This window comes from Desulfonatronum sp. SC1, assembly GCF_003046795.1.
GTDB lineage: Bacteria > Desulfobacterota > Desulfovibrionia > Desulfovibrionales > Desulfonatronaceae > Desulfonatronum.
Genome location: NZ_PZKN01000045.1, coordinates 1 through 23028, shown reverse-complemented (window position 1 = coordinate 23028; position 23028 = coordinate 1). Strand labels below are relative to the sequence as shown.

Genomic DNA, 23028 nt, shown 5'->3' with positions numbered 1-23028 from the left:
GCTAGAGGCTAGGGGCTAGAGGCTAGGGGCTAGAGGCTATGGGCTAGAGGCTATGGGCTAGAGGCTATGGGCTAGAGGCTATGGGCTAGAGGCTATGGGCTAGAGGCTATGGGCTAGAGGCTATGGGTAAGAGGAAAGCTATGAGTGACCCACACACTCAGGAAACACCATAAACCTCTGCAACCTCTGCCACCCCTCATTGCAGATCCCCCCTCGCCCATCACCTATCACCTATCGCCCCTCGCCCCTCGCCCATAGCCTATAGTCTACCCCCCCATCATCTCCACAATCCTGCGCGCCAAATCCGTATATCGATTCTTCGCCTTCGCATTCTTGAGCCCGATGGCCAGGGCTTTTTTGCCGCCCAGGATCACGGCCAGACGACGAGCCCGGGTTAGGCCGGTGTAGATCAGGTTGCGCTGCAGGAGCAGGAAGTGCTGGGTAAGCAGGGGCATGACCACGGCCGGGTACTCGCTGCCCTGGGATTTGTGCACGCTCACGGCGTAGGCCAGGTTGAGCTCGTCCATTTCGGTCAGTTCGTAGGTCACGTCCCGACCGTCGAACTCCACCACGGCCTGGCCTTCTTCCAGGTCCACCGAGGCGATCCAGCCCAGGTCGCCGTTGAACACGTCCTTGTCGTAGTTGTTGCGCGTCTGGAGCACCCGGTCCCCCACGCGCAGCTTGCGAAAGCCCACGGCGAATTCTCGTCCCTTGGGGTTGAGGCGTTGCTGGAGCAGGGCGTTCAGCTGCTGGGTGCCCACCTCGCCCTTGTGCATGGGCGTGAGCACCTGGATGTCCTGGCGTGGATCCAGGCCGTAGCCCGCCGGGATGCGCTCACAGACCATCCGCAGGATCATCTCCTGGACCCGGGTTGAGTCGTCCTGTTCAATCCAGAAAAAATCGGCCTCCGGCGCGGCCTTGGGCGAATGGAGTGGAAACTGGCCCTGGTTGATGCGGTGGGCGTTGACCACGATCATGCTTTCCTGGGCCTGGCGGTAGATGTGGGTCAGTTCGGTGCTGGGCAGGGCGCCGCTTTGGAGCAGGTCGCCCAGGATGTTGCCCGGTCCCACCGATGGGAGTTGGTTCACGTCCCCCACCAGGACCAGCCGCGCGGTCAGGGGCAGGGCCCGGAGCACGGCCAGGAAAAGGTGGCAGTCGAGCATGGATGCCTCGTCCACCACCAGCATGCCGGTCTTGAGCATTTTGGTGTCGTTGATGGCAAAACCGCCGTCCGGCGCGTACTGAAGGAGGCGGTGCAGGGTGGAAGCCGGGGCGCGGGTGGCCTCGGAGAGACGTTTGGCGGCCCGGCCCGTGGGCGCGGCCAGCTTGACCGTGATGCCCAGCTCGGTAATGGCCTCGACCACGAACCGGGTGATGGTGGTCTTGCCCGTGCCCGGTCCGCCGGTGAGGATGAAGACCTTGTTCAGGCAGGCGTCCTCCACGGCCTGGCGCTGTTGCGGCGAGAGGGTGATCCGGTGCCGGGCCTCCAGCTGCTGGAGCACGACGCGCAGTTTCCTGGGGTCCAGGCCCGTGGGGTGCTCGATCAGTCCTTGCAGGCGTTGGGCGATTTCCTTTTCCCAGCGGTGAAAATGGCCCAGGTAGACCACCGTGCCCAGTCCCTGGGCCGGGAGTTCCTCCAGAATCACCCGCTTGCGTTCCTTGAGAATCTCCAGTGCTCCGTGCAGGGATTCAGCCGGCGTGCCGCCGAGCAGGGCCGAGGTTTTTTCCAACAGCTCGTCCAGGGGCGCGAAAAGGTGTCCGGATTCGCTGAACTGGAAGAGCGCGAAAACCAGGGCCGCTTCCAGCCGCTCCCGGCAGTCCGGAGCGAAGCCCAACTTCAGGGCGATGACGTCCGCGGTCTTGAAGCCGATGCCGTGGACCTCGTAGGCCAGATCATACGGGTTCTCGCGGACCTTGTGCAGGGCCTGGGGACCGTAGTGGCGATGGATGCGGGCGGCCAGGGCCGGAGAAACGTCGTGTTCCTGGAGGAAGAGGATCAAGGCCCGGACATGGTGCTGCTCTTCCCAGGACTGGACGATTTTTTTCAACTTGGACGGACCGATGCCCTCCACCCGCAGGAGTTGGTCCGGATCCGTGTCGATGACGTCCAGGGTCTTGTCTTTGAACTGCTTGACCAGCCGTTCGGCCAGGGTCGGGCCCACGCCCTTGAGCTGTCCGGAGGCCAGGTAGCGACGGATGGCGTTGACCCCGGCCGGCAGCAGCGGTTCAAGGGCCTCGATCAGGAACTGGCGTCCATATTTGGGATGCTCCTTCCACTGTCCGGTCAGGTTGAGCATCTCCCCGGGCTTGACCTGGACCACGTTGCCCACCGCGGTCACGATCCCCGGCTCGTCCCGGACCTTGATCCGAAGCACGGCGTAGCCGTTCTCCGGATTGAAGAACGTCACGCCGTTGACTTCGGCGTTCAGAGTGACGGAGGAGGGTGGGGTCGCGGATCGCGAACTATGGGTCGCGGAATCAGTCATGATCGGCTGCTTTGGAAGCTGGGTTGACTTCGGATCGGTTCGCCATACACTCGGAGTAAAGGGGGCGCTTATGCTGGAAGTTCATATCGAGGATCGGGATACACAGATTTTTCAATTGATGCAGGCCGCGTTGGCGGGGGAGCATGTCCTGCTTTTCAGCTCCGGCAAACCCCTTGTCAGGCTGACCCCAATTTCGGAACCCGCTCAGCGCACCACGGGCTATCACTCTTTGGACATTTCTGCCGATGAGCTTGATGCGGCTTTTTCTTCCGAAGTGGATGAAGAGGTTGCGACCCTGTTCAATTCTCACGGCGGAAATGCATCATGACGGCGCGGTTTCTACTGGATACGCACATCGTTCTCTGGTGGCTTGCAGGGCATCGTCGACTGAGCGTTTCCGCGTGCAAAAGGATCGCGGAGGCTACATGCTTTGTCAGTGTCGCCTCTATTTGGGAGGTTGCGATCAAATTCAAGCTGGGCAAGCTTCATGTCGCGCCTCGTCTGTTGCTGGCATCGGTTCGAGAAGCCCGGATGATAGAATTACCCGTTTCGGCCGACCATGCAGCTTCAACCGTCGATTTGCCACTTCTTCACAATGATCCGTTTGACCGCCTCTTGATCGCTCAAGCCCGTTACGAGGAGATCACCCTTTTGACGGCGGACGAGCATGTCGGCGCGTATGGCGATCCCGTCTTCATGCTCAGCTGACCATTCGTCCGTTCGATTCGTTCAATTCCCCGTCAACTTGTACTTTTTCAGCTTGTACTGCAACAGGCTCTTGGAGATGCCGAGCATGTCCGCGGTTTTGACCTGGACGAAGTTGGTGTGGACCAGGGCGCGGCGGATCAGGGCGGCTTCGATTTTTTCCAGGGTGTCGGCCAGGTTCAGGCGGGCCGGGAGCAGGTCCACGGCGCTTTTGAACTGGGTTTCCTCGTCCTTGATTTCGGGCGGCAGGTCGTCCACCCGGACCATCTCGTCCCCGGCCATGACCACGCAGCGCTCCACCACGTTCTCCAGTTGGCGGACATTGCCCGGCCATTCGTAGGCCGTGAGATAGTCGATGACGTCCGCGGTAAAGCCTTTGACGTGACCGGCGTTTTCCTCGGAGAATTTTTTCAGGAAATGAGCCGCCAGCAGCGGGATGTCCTCCCGGCGTTCCCGCAGGGGCGGCAGGGGCACCTGGACCACGTTCAGACGGTAGAAGAGGTCCTCGCGGAACTGGCCGGACTGGACAGCGGCTTGTAAGTCTTTGTTGGTGGCCGTGACGATGCGGATGTCCACGCTGATGGACTCGGCCCCGCCCACCCGTTCGAAGCTGCGCTCCTGGAGCACGCGCAGGAGCTTGACCTGCAAATCCTGAGACAATTCGCCGATTTCGTCCAGAAACAGCGTTCCGCCGTGGGCCAGCTCGAAGCGGCCGCGCTTGCGGGCCACGGCCCCGGTGAAGGAGCCTTTTTCATGGCCGAACAGCTCGCTTTCCAGGACCCCGGGGTTCAGGGCCATGCAGTTCACGGAAATGAACGCCCCCTTTTTGCGGGGGGAGGTGAAATGGATGGCCTTGGCGATGAGTTCCTTGCCGGTTCCGGACTCGCCGGTGATCAGGACCGTGCTTTTGCTGGGCGCGGCTCGGTCCACCATGTCCAGGACCCGACGCATGGCCTTGCTCCGACCGATGATCTGGTGCACGCCGTAGCGTTGCTCCAGGCTCTCGGAAAGCAGGCTGTAACGGCGCTGGGCTTGGGCCAGCTGGGCGGCCTTGCGCACGGAGAGGGTTATTTCGTCGTTGGCAAAGGGCTTGGTGATGTAGTCGAAGGCCCCGTGACGCATGGCCACCACCGCGGCGTCGATGGACCCGTAGGCGGTCATGATCAGGACCGGGATGTGCGGGTAGTTTTTTTGAACGTGGGCCAGCACGTCCTGGCCGGACATCTTGGGCATCTTCATGTCCGTGATGATCACGTCCACTTCGGACTCTTCGAGAAAAGCCAGGGCCAGTTCCGGGTCCTGGAGCGCGGTGACGGAATAGCCTTCGTCGCCGAGCAGGGTTTCCAGCAGCAGCAGATAGTTCTGTTCGTCGTCGAGCACGAGGACGTGATTGGACATGTTACCTCTCCTTTCCTGGAAAGATCATGCGGACTTCCGCTCCGCCCTGAGGATGGTTGGCCAGTTCGAGCAGGGCGCCATGGCTGCGCAGGATGCTGTTAACGATGGACAGGCCGAGGCCCGTGCCCTTTTCCTTGGTCGTGAAAAAGGGGTCCAGGATTTTGTCCGTGAGTTGCGCCGGGATGCCGGGGCCGGTGTCCCGGATGGTCAGCGTGACGCCCGCGGAGTCCTTTTGTATGCTAAAATGGATGTTCCCTGGTCCGTTCATGGCTTGCAGCGCATTGGCCAGGATGTTGTAGACGGCTCGGTAAAGCAGGTCCTTGTCGCCTCTGACCGTCAGCCCTGGCATGTCGGTACGGTGGACCTTCACGCCTTTTTCGGCCATCTCGTGTTCCCAGAAGGCCAGGACCTGGTCCAGGACCTGGGACAGGTCGACGTTGGCCTTGTTCGGGGCCTTGGGCCGGGCATAGTCCAGGAAGTCGTTCACGGTTTGTGAGAGCCGTAGCGACTCGTCGAAAATCGCCTTGAGCAGGCGGGTCTGCTGCGGGTCCGCGTCGTCTCCCTTGTTATGGGAGCGCTTCATGAGCAGTTCGGCCGTGCTGCGGATGATCCCCAGTGGGTTGCGGATTTCGTGGGCGATGCTGGCCACGGTCCGGCCCATGCTGGCCAGTTTTTCATTTTGGTGCAGTTCCCGCTCCAGCCGTTCCTTTTCTTTGGCCCGTTTGGCAATGGTCCCGGCGGCCCGGCGGATGAACAGGTAGAGCACGGAAAAGAGCACCAGGGACGAGGCGAAGGAGGCGGCCAAGATCATTAACTGAAACAGCAGCACGGCCTCGTAGTCTTCAGTGATGTCCTGGGTGAATTCCAGCGCGCCCATGATCGGCCCCGGCCCGGTCACCGGGTCGAACCCGCGCTCGGCCCGTAAAGGGTAGATGGTCCGCAAAACAAAGCTTTCCGGGGCCAGTTCAAGGGAGAATCTGGCCCACCAGGAGGAGACGCGGCTGACCAGCTCGAAACTGGAAACGCCCGGATCCAGGGCTTGCCGCACGGCCTTGCCCGCGGCCTCGGTTTTGCCCACCAATTCCTGATTGGTGGAGTAGGCGATTTGGTGGTCGAAGTCGTAGATGCGCACTTCCAGGACGTGGAAGCTGTGAATCGTGGACAGCACGATCTGGTCCAGCCGCTCGTACTGGGCCGGATTACGCAACTCGATCCGACCGAAACCGATCACCGTGGGCAGGGTGAAGCGCTGAAAAATTTGATGGTTCAGGTTTTCGGCCAATAAAATGGCGAACTCCTGGTTCTTTTCCAGCATGGTCTGGCGGGCGGAGTTGGCGATGAATACGGACAGCAGCAGGTTCACCGCCAGGATCAGGACCAGTGAACTCCATGACAGAAATTTGACGGGTTGGAACGGCCTGGGGCCGAAGGTGATCTTGGTTCCCAAGGGTGATTACGCGTCCAGCAGGGCGTTTTGGACCAATTCCAGGGCCGTGATCAGGGTTTGGTCGTCCAGGGCGTAAGAGAAGCGCACGCAGCGATCGTCTCCAAAGGCAACGCCGGGAACAAGGGCCACGCCGGCTCGTTCCAGGATGTAGGTGCACAATGCCGCGGAGTCATTCCGATCCGCCGTGAACAGGGCGTCCAGGCGAGGGAACAGGTAGAAGGCTCCGTCCGGTTTTGGACAGACCACTCCGGGCCAGGAGGTTATCTTCTCCAGGGCCAGATCCCGGCGGCGTTGGAACGCGACGCGCATCTCCCGGAGGCTGTCCATGGGGCCGGTCAGGGCGGCCAGGGCGGCTTTCTGGGTGATGGAGCAGACGTTGGACGTGCTCTGCCCCTGGATGCGGACCATGGCCTTGATCAGGTCCGGGTGGGCCAGGACGTAGCCGATCCGCCAGCCGGTCATGGCCATGGACTTGGACAGTCCATTAACCACCGCGACTTTGTCCGGAAATTTGACCCACCAGGAGACGGCGCTGCTGGGACCGGCCGGCGGGTAGACCAGTTGATCGTAGATTTCGTCGGAGATAACGAAGATGTCCCGCTCCAGGGCCCAGCCGATCAAGGCGTCCAGTTCTTCTTGGGAATAGTGGCAGCCGGTGGGGTTGGAGGGGGAATTGAGCAGGAGCACCCTGGCTCCGGAGGGGGCGTGGCGCTCCAGATCCTCCGGTGTGATCAGAAAGCGCTGTTCCGGGGTGGAGGGGATGATGGCGGGCTTGCCTTCGGCCAGCAGGACCATGGGTGGGTAACTGACCCAGTAGGGCGCGGGAATCAGCACCGGATCGCCGGGTTCCAGCAGGGCCTGGAACAGGTTGTACAGGGCATGCTTGCCGCCGTTGCAGATCATGGTCGCCTCGGCGGGCAGCTCGTCCTGGCCGGCGATCCCGGCGAAGTAGGCGGCCACGGTCTTGCGCAGGGCCGGAATGCCGGGTACCGGGGTATAGCGGGTGAATCCCTCGTCCAGGGCATCCTTGGCCGCTTGGCGGACATGCTCTGGGGTGGGAAAGTCCGGCTCGCCGACGGCCAGGCTGATGATTTTTTTTCCTTGGGCCGTCAATTCCTGAGCCTTGGCGTTCACCGCCAGGGTGGCCGACGGGGGAATGGAGCGAATTTTTTTGGCGATATGCATGACTTCTCCTGAAAAAGGGAATAGCGGACCTCGATGGCTCGGAAGCGACTCGTGAAACATGGTTTTCTAACTCCAAAGGTCGGCCCAGCACAAGGCCCACTGGGGTGATTTTCAGCGCATGTATTGACCCGCGCGGATGAACGATTCAAGGTGGGCGTTTGAGATGAGTCAGGAGTCAGGAAGGGGGATGAGTGTGACGACGGAAGTGGATGCCCATGACGGCGAGGGGCTTGCCGCGGATTTGAGTGAGCGGTATGCGCGAACCCGGCAATTGGTCGCCGAACTCGCCGTGCGCCATGGTCGGAGACCGGAGGAGGTTCGGATCGTCGCCGTGTCCAAGTATCAGCCCGCGACGGCGGTGACGAACCTGGCCGGAGCGGGACAGCGCGACTTCGGTGAAAGCTACGTCCAGGAGGCACTGGCCAAGCAGCGGGTAATTCGTCGTCCGGACCTGCGATGGCACTTTTTAGGGAGATTGCAACGCAATAAGGCCAAATACCTGCCCGGAAACTTTATGCTGTTTCATGGTCTCGACAATGCGGCGTTGGCTTTGGATTTGCATGAAAGACTCCAAGTAAAAAGTCAAATGCTGGATGTCCTCATCCAGGTGAACCTTGGAGACGAGCCGCAAAAAGGCGGAGTAACTCCGGGAGGGCTTCCGGCTTTGGCGGAGCATGTCGGCGGATTGTCCGGGTTGGCCTTGCGCGGGTTGATGGCGTTGCCGCCCTTTGAATTGGATTTGGCGCACAAGCAGCGTCTTTTCGGTGAGCTTCGGAGGTTGCGGGACGCCGTTCAGAGGCAAACCGGGCTGTGGTTGCCGGAGCTTTCCATGGGCACGACGGATGACTTTCCCCAGGCCATTGCCGAAGGGGCGACCATGGTGCGGATCGGGACGCGGATTTTCGGCGATCGCCCGGAGCGGGTTTCGCCGTGACCCGTGAACGCGAAAAAAAATGAAATCAAATGCGTGAACGCGGTCTGGCCGCTTGGGGCCGCGTGAGGTAAAAGGAATTGAGGGTCCCTTATGGATCTGGCGACGATCATCGGGGTAGTGCTTTCTTTTGGGCTGGTCATTTCCGCGATCATGATGGGCAGCAGCCTGTTCGTGTTCGTGTCCATACCTTCGGCCTTGATCGTACTCGGCGGGACCATCGGGGCGACCCTGGTCCACTACCCGCTGGGACATATTCTCGGCGTGGTCGGCGTGGTCAGGAACTGTTTCTTCAACCAACTGCCCAAGCCCGGCGATACCATCGGCCAGTTTCTGGACTACGCCAACCGGGCGCGCAAGGAGGGGATTCTTTCCCTGGAGCCCCTGCTCAAGGAGATCGACGACGCTTATCTGCGCAAGGCCATGCAGCTCACGGTGGACGGGGTGGAGCCGCAGATGATTCAGGACATCATGGAAACGGAAATCGCCTACCTGCAGGAACGCCATGAGACCGGGTCGGACATGTTCGCGGCCATGGGCATGTATGCGCCGGCTTTGGGGATGATCGGCACGGTCATCGGGCTGGTTCAAATGCTGCAAAGTATGGACGACCCCTCGGCCATCGGGCCGGCCATGGCCGTAGCCTTGATAACCACGTTCTACGGCGCGGTTTTGGCCAACCTGGTTTTCAACCCTCTTTCCGGCAAATTGAAAACCCGCAGCAAGGAAGAAGTGCTGCTCCGGGAATTGGCCCTGGAGGGCATTTTGTCCATTTCCAGGGGGGAAAACCCCAGAATCATTGAAGAAAAGTTGAACGGTTTTCTGCCTCCTAAAATGCGCAGCCAGACGGACTGATGCCGAGCTGGACCGGATATCCCCATGGGCAAGAAGCGGGAAAAAAAGCAGGCTGCTCCGCAAACTCCCGGCTGGTTGCTGACCTTCACGGGCTTGATGATCCTGATCATGGCGTTTTTCGTCTACCTGGTGACCAACGCCTCCTTGATGGATGAACGCAGGATTCGGCTGGCTCTCGGCTCATTGCTGGGGACCTTCGGAATGACGCAGGCCAAGCCGGACGTCCTGGGCACCCAGGAAAGCTTGGAAGCTGTTCATCCTGGGCCGATTCCTCCGGACCGGGATCTGGCCGCGCTCAAGGAACTGCTCTGGGACGACATCGAGGAGGACTTGCAATTCGTCAGCAACCGGTTCGTGCAGATTTTCAGCGTGAACACGACGGTCTTGTTCGCCCCCGGAAAAACCGAGCTGTCGCCGGAGGGCAGAGCGTTTTTACGACAGGTGGTTCCGGTTTTGCGCGTGGTCGAGGCACCGGTGCAGGTGGCCGGGCACGCCTCGGTGTTGCGGGATGAGTTCGAGGCGGTCTACCATGCTTCGATGCCGGACGAGATTCCGGATCCCTCCTGGGCCTTGTCCCTGTTCAGGGCGATGAGCGTGTACCGCTTTCTCCTGGAGCAGGGGGTTCCCGTGGAAAACTTGCGCATGGAAGGCCTGGGGCGGTTTAAGCCTCGAGAAAGTCCACTAACGCCGCAAGGACGTCGTGCCAACAGAAGGGTGGACTTTATCCTGGACCGACGCAACGAAACCTGGATGCCGCGGCTTGCCCGGCCGGAGGCGGTTACCACGCCGGAGGAGTATATTTTTAGAGACTTCATCTTCCGGTTTCCGGATGCACCGGGTAATGATTCCTTTCGCCCTTAGCAGTCAAGCAAATATAAGTTGAACAATTTGATGAAAATACAATGATATCCTAGGATTTTTTTCTGGCAATTCTTACCGTAGGGGCAGGCCTTGCGCCTGCCCTGATTCTACGCAATTAAATGGAATGCCGGTATATTGCTGCTGTACCGCATTGCCGCGACCATCCGGGGCGGCCGCGAGGGGCGCCCCTACGGAGGGGCAAACGCGACACGGGAATAACCGCAATATGTCCAGGTTAATTTTGCTCGCTTCCTTAGGTGAGCGATCCCGTGCGGAGCGACCATGGCCAAAAAAAGGAAAAAGGGCGGCGGAGCCAAAGTCGACCCCATGGGCTGGTTGATCACGTTTTCCGATCTGATCACCTTGCTCTTGACCTTTTTCGTCCTGCTGCTCAGCATGTCCTCCATGGACCGGCAGGTGGTCATCGATGCCTCGACCTTTTTCAGGGGGGATATGGGCGTGGTTTCCAGGCAGACGGCCGGGCGCATTCCCACCAGGGTGGAAGAGGTGATCAAGCTTTTGGAGCGTCCCTGGGAGTTCCGGGACAATGAACAACGCATCCGGGACCTGCTTTTTCCGGACGATGTCCTGCCGCGGGAGGTTCCGAGGTCAACGCTGGATGAGAACCTGAAGCTTTTGGAACGTCCCGATGGTGTGGCCATTTTGCTCACGGACGAACTGCTTTTCCCCCTGGGGGGCCATGAGCTGAAAGATCCGGCCAGGAGACTTTTGGAGGTGCTGGCCCCATTGGTTCTCTACGTGCCCAATGTGGTCAATGTTTCCGGGCATACGGACAGTTTGGTGGGCAGGACCATGGACAACGATACCCTGTCCGCCCTGCGGGCCATGGCCGTGCTGGAAGTGCTCCTGTCCTCCGGGATTCCGGACGCCAAAATGTCCGTTTCCGCCTATGCCGAGAGCATGCCGGTGGGAGACAACCGGACCCCGGAAGGACGAGCCTTGAATCGCCGGGTGGAAATTCTTTTCAAGAACGCATTGTAACAGCTCCGATGAGCGTGAAGACGGTTCCGCGGTTCACCGTGTTCCGCGAACCGTCTCGACGAGGTGACGCATGGCGAAAAAAGAAGCGACTCCGGTGGAAGAGGACGGGAAGAAGGGAGGAAAGGTGAAGTGGGTCATATTGCTGCTGGTCTTATTGCTCTTGGCCGGCGGCGGAGGCGCGGCATACTGGTTCTTGATGGGACCTGGGGCCGCGTCCGAGGAAGACGCCTTGGGGCTGGAAGGTGACCAGGCCGACCGTCAGAAGCCAAAGGCGGAGTTCGTCCCGGAGATCGTGACCTTGGAGCCGTTCGTGGTCAATCTGGCCGATCCTTTGGGGAGACGATTCCTGCGCATGACCCTGGACGTGGAAGTGCTGAACAGGGCCGTGATCGCCGACGTGCAGCGCAATAACTCCCGGATCCGTGACGCCGTGATTCTCCTGTTGGCCGGCAAATCTTTCGCCGATCTGGCCAGCATGGAGGGCAAGATCACCTTGAAAAACCAGATAGTGGAACGGCTGAATCAGATCGTGGGGGGCGGCAGAGTGACCAACGTGTATTTTACGGAGTTCGTGGTCCAGTAATCCGGCGCGTGAGCCGGGAACCTGTAGTGCACTTTCAGTACGGATGATCGACACATGAATAAAATTTTGTCCCAGGATGAAGTCGATTCTCTATTGCGGGGGCTGACCGGCGGAGAGATCGAGACCGAATCCGCGGATGCGGGCGATGACTCGGGAGTTATCACCTTTGATCTTTCCAATCAGGACCGGATCATCCGTGGGCGCATGCCGGTGCTGGAGATCGTCAACGATCGCTTCGCCCGCTTGGCTTCCAACGCCTTGGCCAACATGATGCGCAAGAAGGTCGACGTCAACCCGGTGTCCATCGACATGTCCAAATTCGGGGACTTCATGCGTTCCCTGCCCGTTCCTACGAGCATCAATATATTCAAGATCGAGCCCTTGCGTGGCAATGCCATTCTGGTCGTGGACACCAGGTTGGTATTCGCTTTGGTGGAGAATTTTTTCGGTGGTCAAGGCTCTCAGCCGAAAATCGAAGGCCGAGACTTTACTCCCATTGAGCAGTCGGTGATCGAGCGGGTGGTCAAGCTTTTTCTCTTCGCCATGGAGCAGGCCTGGACCCCGGTGCATGATGTGCGCGTCGAGCTTCAACGCATGGAGATCAACCCTCAGTTCGCCAGCATCGTACCGCCCAGCGACGTGGTCGTCGTGATTTCCATGGAGGTGGAATTGGAAAACGCCATCGGCTCCCTGGTGTTTTGTCTGCCGTACTCGACCATCGAGCCGATCCGCTCGAAGCTTTATGCTTCTTTTCAGTCCGAGCGACTGGAAGTGGACCATGCCTGGCTTTCCCGGTTCAAGGAGCGCTTGTTGGAAATTCCGGTGGAAATGGTGGTTCCATTGGGCCGGACCTCCATTACCGGACGTCAGTTGTTGAATCTGGACATTGGCGACATTCTGCTCTTGGATACGGACACGGACCAACCTCTGGAAGTGAAAATTCACGGCGTGGACAAGTTTTATTGCTTGCCCGGCTTCGTCAAGGCGAACAGGGCGTTTCAGGTGGTCAAGGAAGCGGAAGTTCGGTACTGACGATGCTTAATTGATTGCTGAAAATCCTTTATCTTGCCGTTCGTTCAAAAATCCCAAGTGTAAGGAGCAAAAAAAGTTCGAGGTCGAAACGTATTTATTCATACGTGAGAGTTTGAGCTTTTTGCAGCGACGCAGCAATTGGGAGTTTTTCAACGAACAGCTAAATCGACAATCATCAACCACCGGCGAGCCGGAAGCGTTCGCTGAGACTGAAACGAGGTCCCTCATGAGCGACGAGTCAATGGACCAGGATAAACTGGCGGAAGAGTGGGCCAAGGCCCTGGAAGAAATGGACGAGGGCGGAGAGCCTGAGGATCCCTTCGAGGCGGCCACCAAAGCCGCCGCCCAGACCGAAAAAATGAGCGACGGTCAGGAGGATATGGCGGACGAATGGGCCAAGGCCCTGGCCATGGAAGAAGAGACCCAGTTGAAGAAGGAGAAACAGCAAAAATCCTTCGCCGCCAAAACCGAGGAGCCCAAGTTCAAAGATTTGGCTTCCGACGCCAAGACCCCCAAGGAGAAGACCAAACGAGACTTGGACTTCATCCTGGACATCCCGCTGGATGTTTCCGCCGAACTGGGACGGACCAAGCTGTTGATCAACGAGTTGCTCCAACTCGGGCAAGGATCTGTGGTGGAGTTGAACAAGTTGGCCGGAGAACCATTGGAAATCTTCGTCAACGGCAAGCTGGTGGCCCGGGGAGAGGCAGTGGTGATCAACGAAAAGTTCGGGGTGCGCCTTACGGACATCATCAGCCCCATTGAGAGGGTCAAACAACTTGCCTGATTCAGTCGATCCTTCCATGACGACGCCGACCTGGGACTTCGGCTTCGCGGCGCTGAAAATGGTCGGTGGTTTGTTCCTGGTGCTGGCCTTGCTGTTCGTGTTGCTTTACCTGCTCAAGCGGTATGGGCACAAGGCCGGATTGACCCGTCATCTCCCCGCTGATCTCAAGCTGGTGGGCCAGATGGCCCTGGGGTCGCGCAAGAGTGTGGTTGTGGTCCGGTATTTGAATAAGGACATGGTGCTGGGAGTGACGGATTCCTCCATAACGCTGCTCACGGAGACGCACCATGACACTGAACAAGCCAATTTTTCCAAACATCTGGAGCAATCCAGGGCCAAAGGCGGTTAGTCTCGGCTTCTTAGCCCTGATTCTTCTCCCCATCCTGTCCAGCTTCGCCGCCGCGCAGACAGGGGTTCCGTCCCTGAATCTGACCTTGAGCGGCGGGGCCACCGAGCCGGACAACGTTTCCATTGCCCTGGAAATCCTTTTTCTGCTCACCGTCCTCTCCGTGGCCCCGGCCATCATGCTCACGGCCACCTGCTTCACCCGCATCGTCATCGTCTTCTCCTTCATCCGTCAGGCCATGGGCACCCAGCAGATGCCGCCCAACCAGGTCCTGGCCAGTCTGGCCATTTTTTTGACGTTCGTGATCATGATGCCCATCGGCAAGGAGATCAACGACACGGCGCTCCAGCCTTATTTGGCCGAAGATATCGGCTTTCAAGAAGCTTTGACCCGGGCCGAACAACCCATGCGGGCCTTTTTCTTCAAGCACACTCGGGAAAAAGACCTTTCGCTGTTCTACTCCATCACTCAAATGGATCGCCCGTCCAACAGGGACGAAGTGCCGACCATCATCCTGGTGCCCGCCTTCATGATCAGCGAGTTGAAAACCGCTTTCCAAATGGGCTTCTTGATCTACATTCCGTTCCTGATTCTGGACATGGTCGTGGCCAGCATCCTGCTCTCCATGGGCATGATGATGTTACCCCCGGTGATGATCTCCCTGCCGTTCAAGTTGCTGCTGTTCGTGATGGTGGACGGCTGGAATCTATTGATTTTCTCGCTGGTGAACGGCTTTGCCTGACGCGGGACGTAGGAATTTGAGATTTGAGATTTGAGATTTGAGATTTGAGATTTGAAGCCAGCTTGGTGGCCTTCGCGAGTCGCGAGCAGAGCTTCGAGGCGGCGTTTTTCGTGAACCCTGATTCTCTTTTGCCTGGAGACCATTATGACCCCTGAATTCGTGATCGGCTTTGCCCGTCAATCCATTGAACTGACCCTGATGATCGCCCTGCCCATGCTGGGCATTGGTTTGATTGTGGGCGTCCTGGTCAGCATTATCCAGGCCGCGACTCAAATCCAGGAAATGACCTTGACCTTCGTGCCCAAGATCATTTCCATTTTCCTGGCTTTGCTGTTTTCCTTTCCCTGGATCATGGACAAGCTGGTCACCTTTACCCGTGAGTTGTTCTTGAATCTGCCGAACTACGTCGGGTAGGCGCGAAACTCGTCCGCGTCGCGGATCACCGTATCGCTCATTTTGATTCTTCTTGCCCGGAGCAGATGAATGTTTTAGTTTTCCCCGTGCCCCACATCCTGAACCCTTTCTCCTCCTCTTCGTGAAATCGACCTGGTTGTTCTCTCTTCGTTCGTGCCAGTTGCTTTTGGCGTTGGCGTTCGGCCTGGCGGCGGCTTTCGTGCTTACGGGCTTGTGGAACAGACATGCCGAGACCACGCCGGCGCTTTCCTCGCCAAGGCTGATATCGTCGAATACCGCCACCCCCGAGTCCTGGACCGCGGTGATCCTGGATGCCAATATCCTGGGGCTGGAAATCCCCGTGCATGAGCGTATATCCCCGGAACCCGCGGAGGCTGCGGCGACGTTTGACTGGCGCTTGCTGGGGACGGTCACCGGGACCAGGGCCAAGGCTCTGCTGCGTCGCGACGAGGATTTCGTGATCGCCGACCGGGGCGATATGCTTGACGGATGGGAACTGGTGGAAGTGCGGGCCCGGTCCGCGGTGTTCGCGTCCGGCGGTCGGCGAGAAGAGGTTCAGCTTTGGGACGGTCAAGGGAAAGCCGTGGAAGCGGGCGCGGAATTTCGGCCACCCGAGATGCAGGCCTGGGCGGCCCCCGGCGTTGGAACCCGGGTCAGTCTTTCCCGGCAGGACGTCCAACCGCTGCTTTCCGACCCGAACGCGCTGCTGCAAATGGCCAGCTTCAAGCCGTTCACGGTGGATGGCCGGGTCAGCGGCTTTCAGGTGCTCAGCATTCGTCCGGATTCCTTGCTGCACAAGGTAGGGTTGCGTAACGGGGACGTGCTGGCCAGAATAAACGGCCAAGCGCTGACCGGGCCAACCCAGCTCCTCCAGGCCTATTCCGGCATGGACCGATCTTCCCTGGTCACCCTGGACGTCCAACGAGCCTCCCAGATGCAGACTTTTATCCTTGAACTGAATTAGCCCCATGTATTTCCATGACCGTCGCCCGGCGAAGATCAGAGGAACGGTGTCCATGAAAAGATTTACGGCATGTTGCGGCGTGCGGTGTTTGATCGCCCTGGTTTTCGTGCTTTTGGTACTCATCCTTTCCTTGGGAGTGGTTTCAGCCCAGGAAGCGGAAGATCGAGAAGACCAACGGATGACCGCCAACCTGGAAGGGATTACCCTGCGGGATTTCATTGTGTTCGTTGGCCGGTTCACCGGCCGGAACATGGTTTTTCGCGAGGATCAGATCCCGCCGGTGAAGGTTTCCCTGCATTCCCAGGCACCCATGACCGAACCGGAGCTGTTGGCCGTGTTGGACAGGGTGCTGGCCAGCAACAACCTGGATCTGGTGGCCCAGGGCGACCTTTTCTACGTCTTGCAATCCCCGCAGGCCGCGGAAATGGTCGATCCGCTCCGCCCCGGCCTGGAGCCGGGGGAGGACAGCGAACTGCTGACCACGGTCATTCGCCTGCACCAGCGTTTGCCGCGGGAGCAGGTCAGCGAATTGTTGCAGCCATTTGCCTCCCGGTTCGGGTTGATCATGGAGATTCCCCAGGCCCAAGCCCTGTTGCTCCGGGACACCCGCTCCAGGGTGCGCAAGATGCAGGAAGTCCTGGAGGCGGTGCTGTCCCTGGGCGCGCGTTGGGACGTGGAACTGCTGCCCCTGCATCAGGCCCAGGCCGGAGTCACGGCCCGGAAGGTGGGGCAGTTGTACGAGGAACTGTTTTCCCGCGGCCATCTGGCCGAGACCCCGGTGATCCTGGCGGTGGAATGGTCCAACTCCCTGCTGGTGGCGGGCTCCGATGAGCAGCGTCAAGCCGTGCGCGGCTTGTTGGACAATCTGGACCGGATCACCGATTCCAGCGCGGACATGAGCATGTACGCCCTGAAGAACGCCAGGGCATCCTCCGCCGCGGACGTGCTGCGCACCCTGCTTCAGGGTGATGGAGTCGGGGGGGCGGAGGAGGGAGTGAATGGTCGCGGTGTATTGGTGGCCGCGGACGCGGAGACCAACTCCGTCCTGGTTCTGGCCGAGCCGCGGATTCAGCGCCAGGTGGAGTCTATCATCGCCCATTTGGATCGCCCCTTGGATCAGGTTTTCGTGGAAGCCCTGATCGTGGAGACATCCCTGGAGAACAGCCAGGACTTCGGCGTGGAGTGGGTCGTGGGCGGAGGCGGATCAGATGGAGTGGCCACGGGCGGTTTTCTGGGGTCACCTTCGAGCCTGACGCCCTTGCTGGCGACGGCGGCTCCGCCGTTGGCACCGGGAGGGTTTACCGTGGGAGCCCTGGGCAACGCCATCACCTACGCCGGAGAGACGTTTTCCACCCTCGGCGCCTTGATCAGCTTTATGAAAACCGCCCGGGACTTCAACATTCTTTCCACTCCGCAGATCATGACCCTGGACAACGCCGAGGCGGAAATCTTCGTGGGCGAGAATCGCGCCTACCAGGTCAGCGAGAAGTTCGACACCCAGAATAATGCCATCAAGACCTTCGAATACCGGGATGTTGGGATCAGGCTGAAGGTCACTCCGCACATCAATTCCGAGACCGGGGTGATCCGGATGCAGGTAGAGCAGGAAGTCAGCAACGTGATCGATTCGGCCGGTGAGGACGACCGGCCGCGAACCCGGAGCCGGAACACCAGAACCAATGTCCAGATCCCGGACGGGTTCACCATGGTCATCAGCGGGCTGATGCAAAACGATTTCAACCAGGTCCGCCGGGCCGTGCCGGGTCTGTCAAAGATTCCGGTTCTGGGCTGGTTGTTTCGCCGGGAGGCGGTCTCCGCGGAGAAAGCGACCCTGATGGTCTTTCTGTCGGCCAGAATTATCAACACCGTGGAGCAGGCCGAGGAATTGACCCGGCGACGCATGGATGACCTGCGGGAAGGCCAGCGCACCAGCCGGGAGCTGCTGCAGCGGGAGTTCTGGCAGGGCGGGGACCGGCACGGCTTTGATCTGGATCGGGAAATGGGCCGGGAGATGAGATGGGAAGGGGGGCAAGAGTTGCAACGGGTGCCCGGCCAATGACATCTGGAAACGCTTTGACGGGGGCACCAGACCTGTCGCGCCTGCCCCAGGAGATCGTGAGCCAGTATCTGGCCTTTCCCCGGCGTAACGAATTTCTGCCCGTGGCCGCGGAAGACGGGATGCTCCGGGTCTGGCTTCTGGCTGCCAGAGCCAGGCCTCTGGCTGATTTTCTGGCCTGGAGGCTCGGTCTGGCCGTGCGTACGGAATTGGTCCGCAACGAGTTTTTTTTTCCGGCCCTGGAGCAGGCCCTGGCGCTCTGGGAAGAGGACGCATCGGCGGCGGCGGAGGATGAGGAGGCCTTGGGCGATGAAGCGGACGATTCCGGGCGGGAGCTGCTGGGCTGGTCCCACGAGGACGCGCCCATTGTCCGGCTGGTGAATCGGTTGCTGCATCAGGCGGTGAGTCAGGGGGCCAGCGACATTCACTTCGAAGGCCGGGAAAACGGCTTTCAGGTCCGGTTCCGGGTGGACGGCGAATTGCGCACCGAACGCCGCCTGGAGCTGGCGGTCCAATCCACGGTGCTGGCCCGGATCAAGGTCATGGGCCAGATGGATGTGGCTGAAAGCCGGGCTCCGCAGGACGGGCGCTTTCAGGTCCGGGTGGGCCGCAAGGATGTGGACGTCCGGGTTTCCACCATGCCCACGCTGAACGGCGAAAAGGCAGTGCTGCGCATCCTGGACCGTTCCAAGAACATCCTGCCCCTATCCGACCTTGGCCTGGAGCCGGAGGCCGTGGCCGTGATCACCAGGATGATCGCCGCGCCCCACGGGATCATCCTGGTCACCGGCCCCACGGGCAGTGGCAAGACCACGACCCTCTACGCGGCCCTGCGCGAGCTGATCCGCGAATCCCGGAACATCATGACCGTGGAGGACCCGGTGGAGTACCACCTGCCCGGCGTGAACCAGGTCCAGGTCAACCGGGCCGCGGGCGTGACCTTTGCCACGGCCATCCGCGGCTTCCTGCGTCAGGATCCGGACATCATCCTGGTGGGCGAAATCCGGGACCAGGAAACCGCGAGCACCGCCGTGCAGGCCTCCCTGACCGGACACCTGGTCCTGGCCACCTTGCACACCAACGATGCGCCCACCGCGGTCACCCGGATGCTGGAAATGGGCGTGGAACCTTTCCTGCTGGCCTCATCCCTGCATCTGGTCATCGGCCAACGCCTCGTCCGCCTAAACTGTCCAACGTGTTCCTCACCCTCCCATGCGTCCCATCCTTCCCATACCTCCCATTCAACCCAGCCATCGCCCCATATCGGCTGCGAAGCCTGCCGCCACAGCGGCTACCGCGGCCGCCAGGGGATTTTCGAGCTGATGCCCGTGGATGAGGCCTTGCGAAGCTTGGTCGTTCAGAAATCCTCCGTGGAGCAGCTCCGCGCCCATCTCAAGACAACCGGCTTCCAAACCATGCACGAGCACGGCCTGCGCCTCGTAGATCAAGGCAAAACCACCATGGAAGAGTTGTTGCGGGTCACCAGTCTATAGCTCGGCTCTCCGGCTTTTCTCCTCGCCCATTTTTTCACCCTACCTCCCCCACAAACTCCCCAGCCGCCCGGAGGCCGAAAAGGGCATATTGCCCAGGCCGGTCAGGGTACCGGAGATGGAGTAGGTGGTGTTTTCCAGGCGGTTCCAGTCCAGAAATCCTTCGGCGTCGGCGGTGACGCCCACCGGGCCGTCGGCTTGCAGGGGGGTCAGGCGGAGGTGGTTGCCTTCCAGGGTGGCCTGGCCGCGCAGGTTGATGGTCATGATTCCCGGGGCCACGACCAGCAGGCCGGGGGCCTGGATGTCCAGTTCGCCTTGATGCGGAGGCTTGTCCCACGTTCGCCAGCGGACGAATCCTTCGGTCTCCACCGTTCCCTGCACCCGCTGTTCGGGGAGTAGGCGCTGGAGGTTCACGCCGCCGGAAAGGCGCAGTTCCTTGTCCCAACTGAAATCCGCCACCAGGGTCGGCCCGGTGACAGCGGTCATGGTCACCGGGCGGGTCGTGCCCAGTTGGATAGTCAGTTCCGGAACCAAGAACCGACTCTGGTTCACATGCAGCTCAAAGTGCTGGTAGGTGATGTGCGTCAGCCCTCGGTTCCCGACGGCCTGCCAACTCCAGGAGGCGTTGGGCAGGTGACCGAGGGTATGCCGCAGAACCTGGCTCCAGAGCAGTTCTCTGGAGAGGAAGAAGAGCAGTCCGATCAGCAGGCCGATGAAAAAAATCGTGCCGACCGGGCCGAAGCGGCGGAGCAGGCCCGGTTTGGCGGCGGTTTGGCCAGCAGTTTGGCCCGAAGTGTGGTCGGCGCCGCGGGAGCTGGGATCACGAAGAGCGCCATGAACAGGATTGGGTGAGGTCATCGATAGAGTACCAATTGGAGATCGGCCAGGGATGGATTGTCCAGACGCCGGTTGAAGGTTACTGTGGAGGTTTGCAGGCCGCCGTCGCGGCCCAGGGTTTCCAGTAGGGCCAACAGGTCCGGCAAAGTCAGCCGTTCGTAGTAAAGCTGAACCCCGTCGCGACCCGTGGCCTGCAAGGCCGGCCTGACCGAAATCAGCTTGTCTTCCAGGCCGATGTCCCGGCTGAGCTGGCGGGCCGCGACCAATATCGGCAGGTTGGCCCGCTCCAGGCTTGGCCCACGTTCCTGGTCGCGGATTTCAGCGACCAATGTCGCGACGCGCTGATGGAGTTCCGTGGCCGTTTCTTCGCGAAGGACCGCGCGCTGGGTCGCGGCGTACAGCGAGAACCAAGCAGCCACGGAGCCCGCCACGGTCAGGGCCAGGAGCAGGCACAAGGCCCCCCGTTGACGACCGCGCGGCCAGTCCCGCCAAAAGGTCAGGGGGGACGGATGCCGACGGAAAGCGATGCGTTGTGAACGGTTCATGGGGCCAAATGTCTTGGTTGTCGAGCCGGGGTCAGTAGCTCACCCTCAGTGTCGCCAGGACGGCGTCGTCCGCGCTGGAGGCTTGGTCCAGGTCGAAGCGGAGGCGGTCCTGGCCTTCCAGGGCCTTGAGCAGGGTTTCCAGTTGTTCGTAGTCGGCCAGTCTGGCTCGGATGATGCCCGAATTCGGCCCCAGGGAGAAGGTTTCCACGTGGAAGTCCGACGGTGCCGATGCACTGAGCAGCCCTAGCATGGCCAAGGCGTCCGGCCCGGACTGAATCGGCCCCTGGAGTTGGCCATGTCGGAACAGCAGGCGGCCAAAGGGGTCGTCGCCCAGGGGAGGGGGGAGAACTTCGGCGTAGAGCCGGTGCGTGGCCTGTTCCCACTGCTTCACTTGGGCCTGCTGGGCCGTCAGACGCAGGGCCTGTCCGGTACAGAGCAAGCCGCCCAGAAGGGTCGCGGCGATGCACCAGCGAACCAGACGGCGCAGATCCAACCCCTCGCCCGCCGCGGCGGGCAACGGCAGGCGCAGTTGGGACCAGCCGATGTCCGGAGCGGCCTGAAGCAGATCGGGCAAGCTCCACTGCGTGTTGACTTGGAGAGGTTGGCCGGTGTTTCCGGTTCCTGACGCTTCGGCAATCCGCGTTTCCAGTTCCGCGCCGTTGCCGGGAAAAAAGGTCATTTGGCCGTGGAGCATGGCCGCCGTGGCGCCGTCCTCCGGATTGTCCCAGACCCAGCTTTCGATCTTGCGTCGATGACCCGCGTTCCAGGCCAGGAAAAACGGTGTGGTTACGGCGTTGGCCCGGGCCAGAATATCCTGGTGGCGACGAGCGAATTCGGTCAGCTCCGGGTGCGGTAGACAGCCCAAAAGGTGGGTGCGTCCGGCATCGAGCAGGATCCCGGGGCCGTGCTCCGACGTCTGGGTGGGAAATATCTGCTCCAGTTCCAGTCGGGCCGCGGCGGTGCGTTGCCGGAGGCTGCCGGAATGGTGGTCGCTCTCCGGCTGGAAGAAAAAGAACAATCGATCCGGAATCAGTACCAACACCGGCAGGGAACGCAAAGACTTCGAGGCCTGATCCGGATGCGGGACCGGGTGGAGGGTTTGGCCGTCAAAGCGCTCCCAAACCGGGTCGTCCTTGATGAATCGGACGATAGTAAATTGGTTGCGTGTGGAAGTGCGAGGCAAGTGGGGCTCGTGTTTAATTCAAGATGTCTTTTCTGGAAATCCCTGCTTGCCGGAGTATTTCGGACAACAGGGCTTCGGATATTTCATTGGATTTGTGGGGATTCGGAATGCGAACCTTGAGTGTTTCCTTGGCCATGAATTGGTGCTTGCCTCCGGAATAGGGACCATGGAAGCCAAGCAGGCGCATCTTTTGAATGAGTTGTCGGCGGGAAAGCGGCATGGACCTTATGCGACGGCAACTTCTTTAACATGCAGGGACAAACCATTGAAACATGGGAGCGGGTCGCCGTCTTGAATTTTCATTACGAGCCATTCCTCCAAAACCGACCAGAGATCCTGCCGACAGGCTTCAATGCTTTCTCCGTTGGCCCAGACTCCTTGAAAACCAGGAATTTCAGCAAACCAAGTGCCGTCGTCAAGTTTCTTGTATTCGGCGCGAGCGATGGCATTTTGGCAATATTCTTGAATCATAAGCTTCTCTCATCCTTCGGATAATCAAGTCTTTCCATTGGTTCTCGTCGTTGCATCTCAAAGCGGCCTGGACTCGATGATGTCCCTGGCCAGAATTCTGGGCGGGGTGTCGGCGAGGATGGAGGGCCGTTCCACGATGATTCGGTGGAGTTCATACCATGCCGGTTGCCGGACCTCAACCGAGATTTCCAGGGTGTCCGCTTCCAGGGCCAGATGTGGCAGGACGCGTTGGTAGACATCCATGGGCAGCCGGATGCGGGCGATGAGCTCGTCCAGGCGCTGGAAACCGTGTTCCGTGCGGTGCCGCTGGATGGCCGGCCAATAGGCTTCCAATTCCGGAGCCACGGCCAGGAGCAGCTCCTTGTCGGCCAGATTCAGATTGATCCGTCCGTCCGTTCCCCACACCGTGAAATGTTGGCGTACCCAGGCCGGATCAAGGTCAGTGAAGCCGGTGATCAGGAGCAGCTCTTCCGGTCGCTGCATGGGGCCCTTCCTGGGGCGATAGGATGGCCGGATTCCGGTGTAGGGTGCGTCGGCGGCGCGGGCCGAACCAGGCAGGTCCGGGTCATGGCCTTCACCCAGCCAGAGCATGATGTCCCGCGTATCGCCCAGGAAATTCACCCTGGAACCTTCGTGAAAGGGCTCTTGCTGGAACAGGCGGGTCAGGCCTTCCCGCAATCTGGTCATGGCCTGGGGATGCAGGGAGGG

At 60.3% G+C, this 23028-nt stretch carries 25 protein-coding genes; 15 read left to right on the top strand and 10 right to left on the bottom strand.

Features of this window, described 5'->3' with window-relative positions; translation table 11 throughout:
* Positions 1-266 precede the first annotated feature (266 nt).
* A complete protein-coding gene (locus C6366_RS17275) occupies positions 267-2486 on the bottom strand; it encodes an ATP-dependent RecD-like DNA helicase (protein WP_107740226.1) in 2220 nt (739 codons plus the stop codon).
* On the opposite strand from C6366_RS17275, the gene C6366_RS17270 reads away from it, so the two are divergent.
* Together C6366_RS17270 and C6366_RS17265 are read left to right on the top strand one after the other, a co-directional pair.
* Positions 2485-2814 carry a type II toxin-antitoxin system Phd/YefM family antitoxin gene (locus C6366_RS17270; RefSeq protein WP_146164904.1) on the top strand — a complete coding sequence of 110 codons (330 nt, stop codon included), beginning with the start codon at positions 2485-2487 and terminating at the stop codon, positions 2812-2814. The genes C6366_RS17275 and C6366_RS17270 overlap by 2 nt on opposite strands.
* Positions 2811-3194 carry a type II toxin-antitoxin system VapC family toxin gene (locus C6366_RS17265; protein ID WP_107740222.1) on the top strand — a complete coding sequence of 128 codons (384 nt, stop codon included), beginning with the start codon at positions 2811-2813 and terminating at the stop codon, positions 3192-3194. The genes C6366_RS17270 and C6366_RS17265 overlap by 4 nt, the downstream gene beginning before the upstream one ends.
* A 21-nt stretch (positions 3195-3215) precedes the next feature.
* Here C6366_RS17265 and C6366_RS17260 read toward each other — a convergent pair whose 3' ends face one another.
* From C6366_RS17260 to C6366_RS17250, 3 genes are read right to left on the bottom strand one after another with little or no spacing between them, the layout of a single operon-like run.
* Positions 3216-4589, bottom strand: a complete 1374-nt coding sequence (locus C6366_RS17260; RefSeq protein WP_107740220.1) for a sigma-54 dependent transcriptional regulator — start codon at positions 4587-4589, stop codon at positions 3216-3218.
* A 1-nt stretch (position 4590) separates the two neighbouring features.
* Positions 4591-6036 carry an ATP-binding protein gene (locus C6366_RS17255; RefSeq protein WP_233248555.1) on the bottom strand — a complete coding sequence of 482 codons (1446 nt, stop codon included), beginning with the start codon at positions 6034-6036 and terminating at the stop codon, positions 4591-4593.
* Between the two features lie 6 nt (positions 6037-6042).
* The gene (locus C6366_RS17250) at positions 6043-7221 is read right to left on the bottom strand and encodes a pyridoxal phosphate-dependent aminotransferase (protein WP_107740218.1); all 1179 of its coding nucleotides are present in this window, start codon (positions 7219-7221) and stop codon (positions 6043-6045) included.
* A gap of 187 nt (positions 7222-7408) precedes the next feature.
* Between C6366_RS17250 and C6366_RS17245 the strand changes: the two genes are divergently transcribed.
* From C6366_RS17245 to C6366_RS17185, 13 genes are all read left to right on the top strand, one after another.
* Positions 7409-8155 (top strand): YggS family pyridoxal phosphate-dependent enzyme, encoded by a 747-nt coding sequence (locus C6366_RS17245; protein WP_107740216.1) that lies wholly within the window; start codon positions 7409-7411, stop codon positions 8153-8155.
* Between the two features lie 90 nt (positions 8156-8245).
* Complete coding sequence (locus C6366_RS17240; RefSeq protein WP_107740214.1) at positions 8246-9007, top strand: motility protein A; 762 nt, start codon at positions 8246-8248, stop codon at positions 9005-9007.
* Positions 9008-9031: 24 nt separating this feature from the next.
* On the top strand, positions 9032-9868 hold the full coding sequence (locus tag C6366_RS17235; RefSeq protein ID WP_107740212.1) for a flagellar motor protein MotB: 837 nt from the start codon (positions 9032-9034) through the stop codon (positions 9866-9868).
* A 282-nt stretch (positions 9869-10150) separates the two neighbouring features.
* Positions 10151-10870, top strand: a complete 720-nt coding sequence (locus C6366_RS17230) for a flagellar motor protein MotB (protein ID WP_107740210.1) — start codon at positions 10151-10153, stop codon at positions 10868-10870.
* A gap of 70 nt (positions 10871-10940) precedes the next feature.
* Positions 10941-11453, top strand: coding sequence for a flagellar basal body-associated protein FliL (gene fliL, locus C6366_RS17225; protein WP_107740208.1), 513 nt, complete (start codon positions 10941-10943; stop codon positions 11451-11453).
* A gap of 54 nt (positions 11454-11507) precedes the next feature.
* Complete coding sequence (gene fliM / locus C6366_RS17220) at positions 11508-12485, top strand: flagellar motor switch protein FliM (RefSeq protein ID WP_107740206.1); 978 nt, start codon at positions 11508-11510, stop codon at positions 12483-12485.
* 226 nt (positions 12486-12711) lie between these two features.
* On the top strand, positions 12712-13272 hold the full coding sequence (gene fliN, locus C6366_RS17215; protein ID WP_107740204.1) for a flagellar motor switch protein FliN: 561 nt from the start codon (positions 12712-12714) through the stop codon (positions 13270-13272).
* A 16-nt stretch (positions 13273-13288) separates the two neighbouring features.
* Positions 13289-13621 carry a flagellar biosynthetic protein FliO gene (gene fliO, locus C6366_RS17210; protein ID WP_107740202.1) on the top strand — a complete coding sequence of 111 codons (333 nt, stop codon included), beginning with the start codon at positions 13289-13291 and terminating at the stop codon, positions 13619-13621.
* Positions 13560-14360 (top strand): flagellar type III secretion system pore protein FliP, encoded by an 801-nt coding sequence (gene fliP / locus C6366_RS17205; protein ID WP_107740200.1) that lies wholly within the window; start codon positions 13560-13562, stop codon positions 14358-14360. The genes fliO and fliP overlap by 62 nt, the downstream gene beginning before the upstream one ends.
* A 144-nt stretch (positions 14361-14504) precedes the next feature.
* Positions 14505-14774 (top strand): flagellar biosynthesis protein FliQ, encoded by a 270-nt coding sequence (gene fliQ, locus C6366_RS17200; protein WP_028572266.1) that lies wholly within the window; start codon positions 14505-14507, stop codon positions 14772-14774.
* A gap of 199 nt (positions 14775-14973) precedes the next feature.
* Entirely contained in the window at positions 14974-15738 is a 765-nt protein-coding gene (locus C6366_RS17195) for a PDZ domain-containing protein (protein ID WP_146164903.1), read from the top strand.
* A 52-nt stretch (positions 15739-15790) separates the two neighbouring features.
* Positions 15791-17797 (top strand): type II secretion system secretin GspD, encoded by a 2007-nt coding sequence (gene gspD, locus C6366_RS17190; RefSeq protein ID WP_158269844.1) that lies wholly within the window; start codon positions 15791-15793, stop codon positions 17795-17797.
* A complete protein-coding gene (locus C6366_RS17185; protein ID WP_233248554.1) occupies positions 17794-19287 on the top strand; it encodes a GspE/PulE family protein in 1494 nt (497 codons plus the stop codon). Before gspD ends, C6366_RS17185 begins: the two co-directional genes overlap by 4 nt.
* Before the next feature lie 39 nt (positions 19288-19326).
* On the opposite strand, the gene C6366_RS17180 is transcribed toward C6366_RS17185, so the two are convergent.
* The 6 genes from C6366_RS17180 to C6366_RS17155 form a co-directional block, all read right to left on the bottom strand.
* Positions 19327-20142, bottom strand: a complete 816-nt coding sequence (locus tag C6366_RS17180) for a hypothetical protein (protein WP_107740194.1) — start codon at positions 20140-20142, stop codon at positions 19327-19329.
* Positions 20139-20666 carry a hypothetical protein gene (locus tag C6366_RS17175; RefSeq protein WP_107740191.1) on the bottom strand — a complete coding sequence of 176 codons (528 nt, stop codon included), beginning with the start codon at positions 20664-20666 and terminating at the stop codon, positions 20139-20141. Before C6366_RS17175 ends, C6366_RS17180 begins: the two co-directional genes overlap by 4 nt.
* 31 nt (positions 20667-20697) lie before the next feature.
* Positions 20698-21849: a hypothetical protein gene (locus tag C6366_RS17170; RefSeq protein WP_107740189.1), complete on the bottom strand. Its 1152-nt coding sequence runs from the start codon at positions 21847-21849 to the stop codon at positions 20698-20700.
* Between the two features lie 13 nt (positions 21850-21862).
* On the bottom strand, positions 21863-22069 hold the full coding sequence (locus tag C6366_RS17165) for a type II toxin-antitoxin system HicA family toxin (protein WP_031386761.1): 207 nt from the start codon (positions 22067-22069) through the stop codon (positions 21863-21865).
* A gap of 5 nt (positions 22070-22074) precedes the next feature.
* A complete protein-coding gene (locus C6366_RS17160; RefSeq protein WP_107740187.1) occupies positions 22075-22320 on the bottom strand; it encodes a type II toxin-antitoxin system HicB family antitoxin in 246 nt (81 codons plus the stop codon).
* Between the two features lie 57 nt (positions 22321-22377).
* Positions 22378-23028, bottom strand: a 651-nt coding sequence (locus C6366_RS17155) for a type II secretion system protein GspK (RefSeq protein ID WP_146164902.1), incomplete at its 5' end; no start/stop codon positions are given.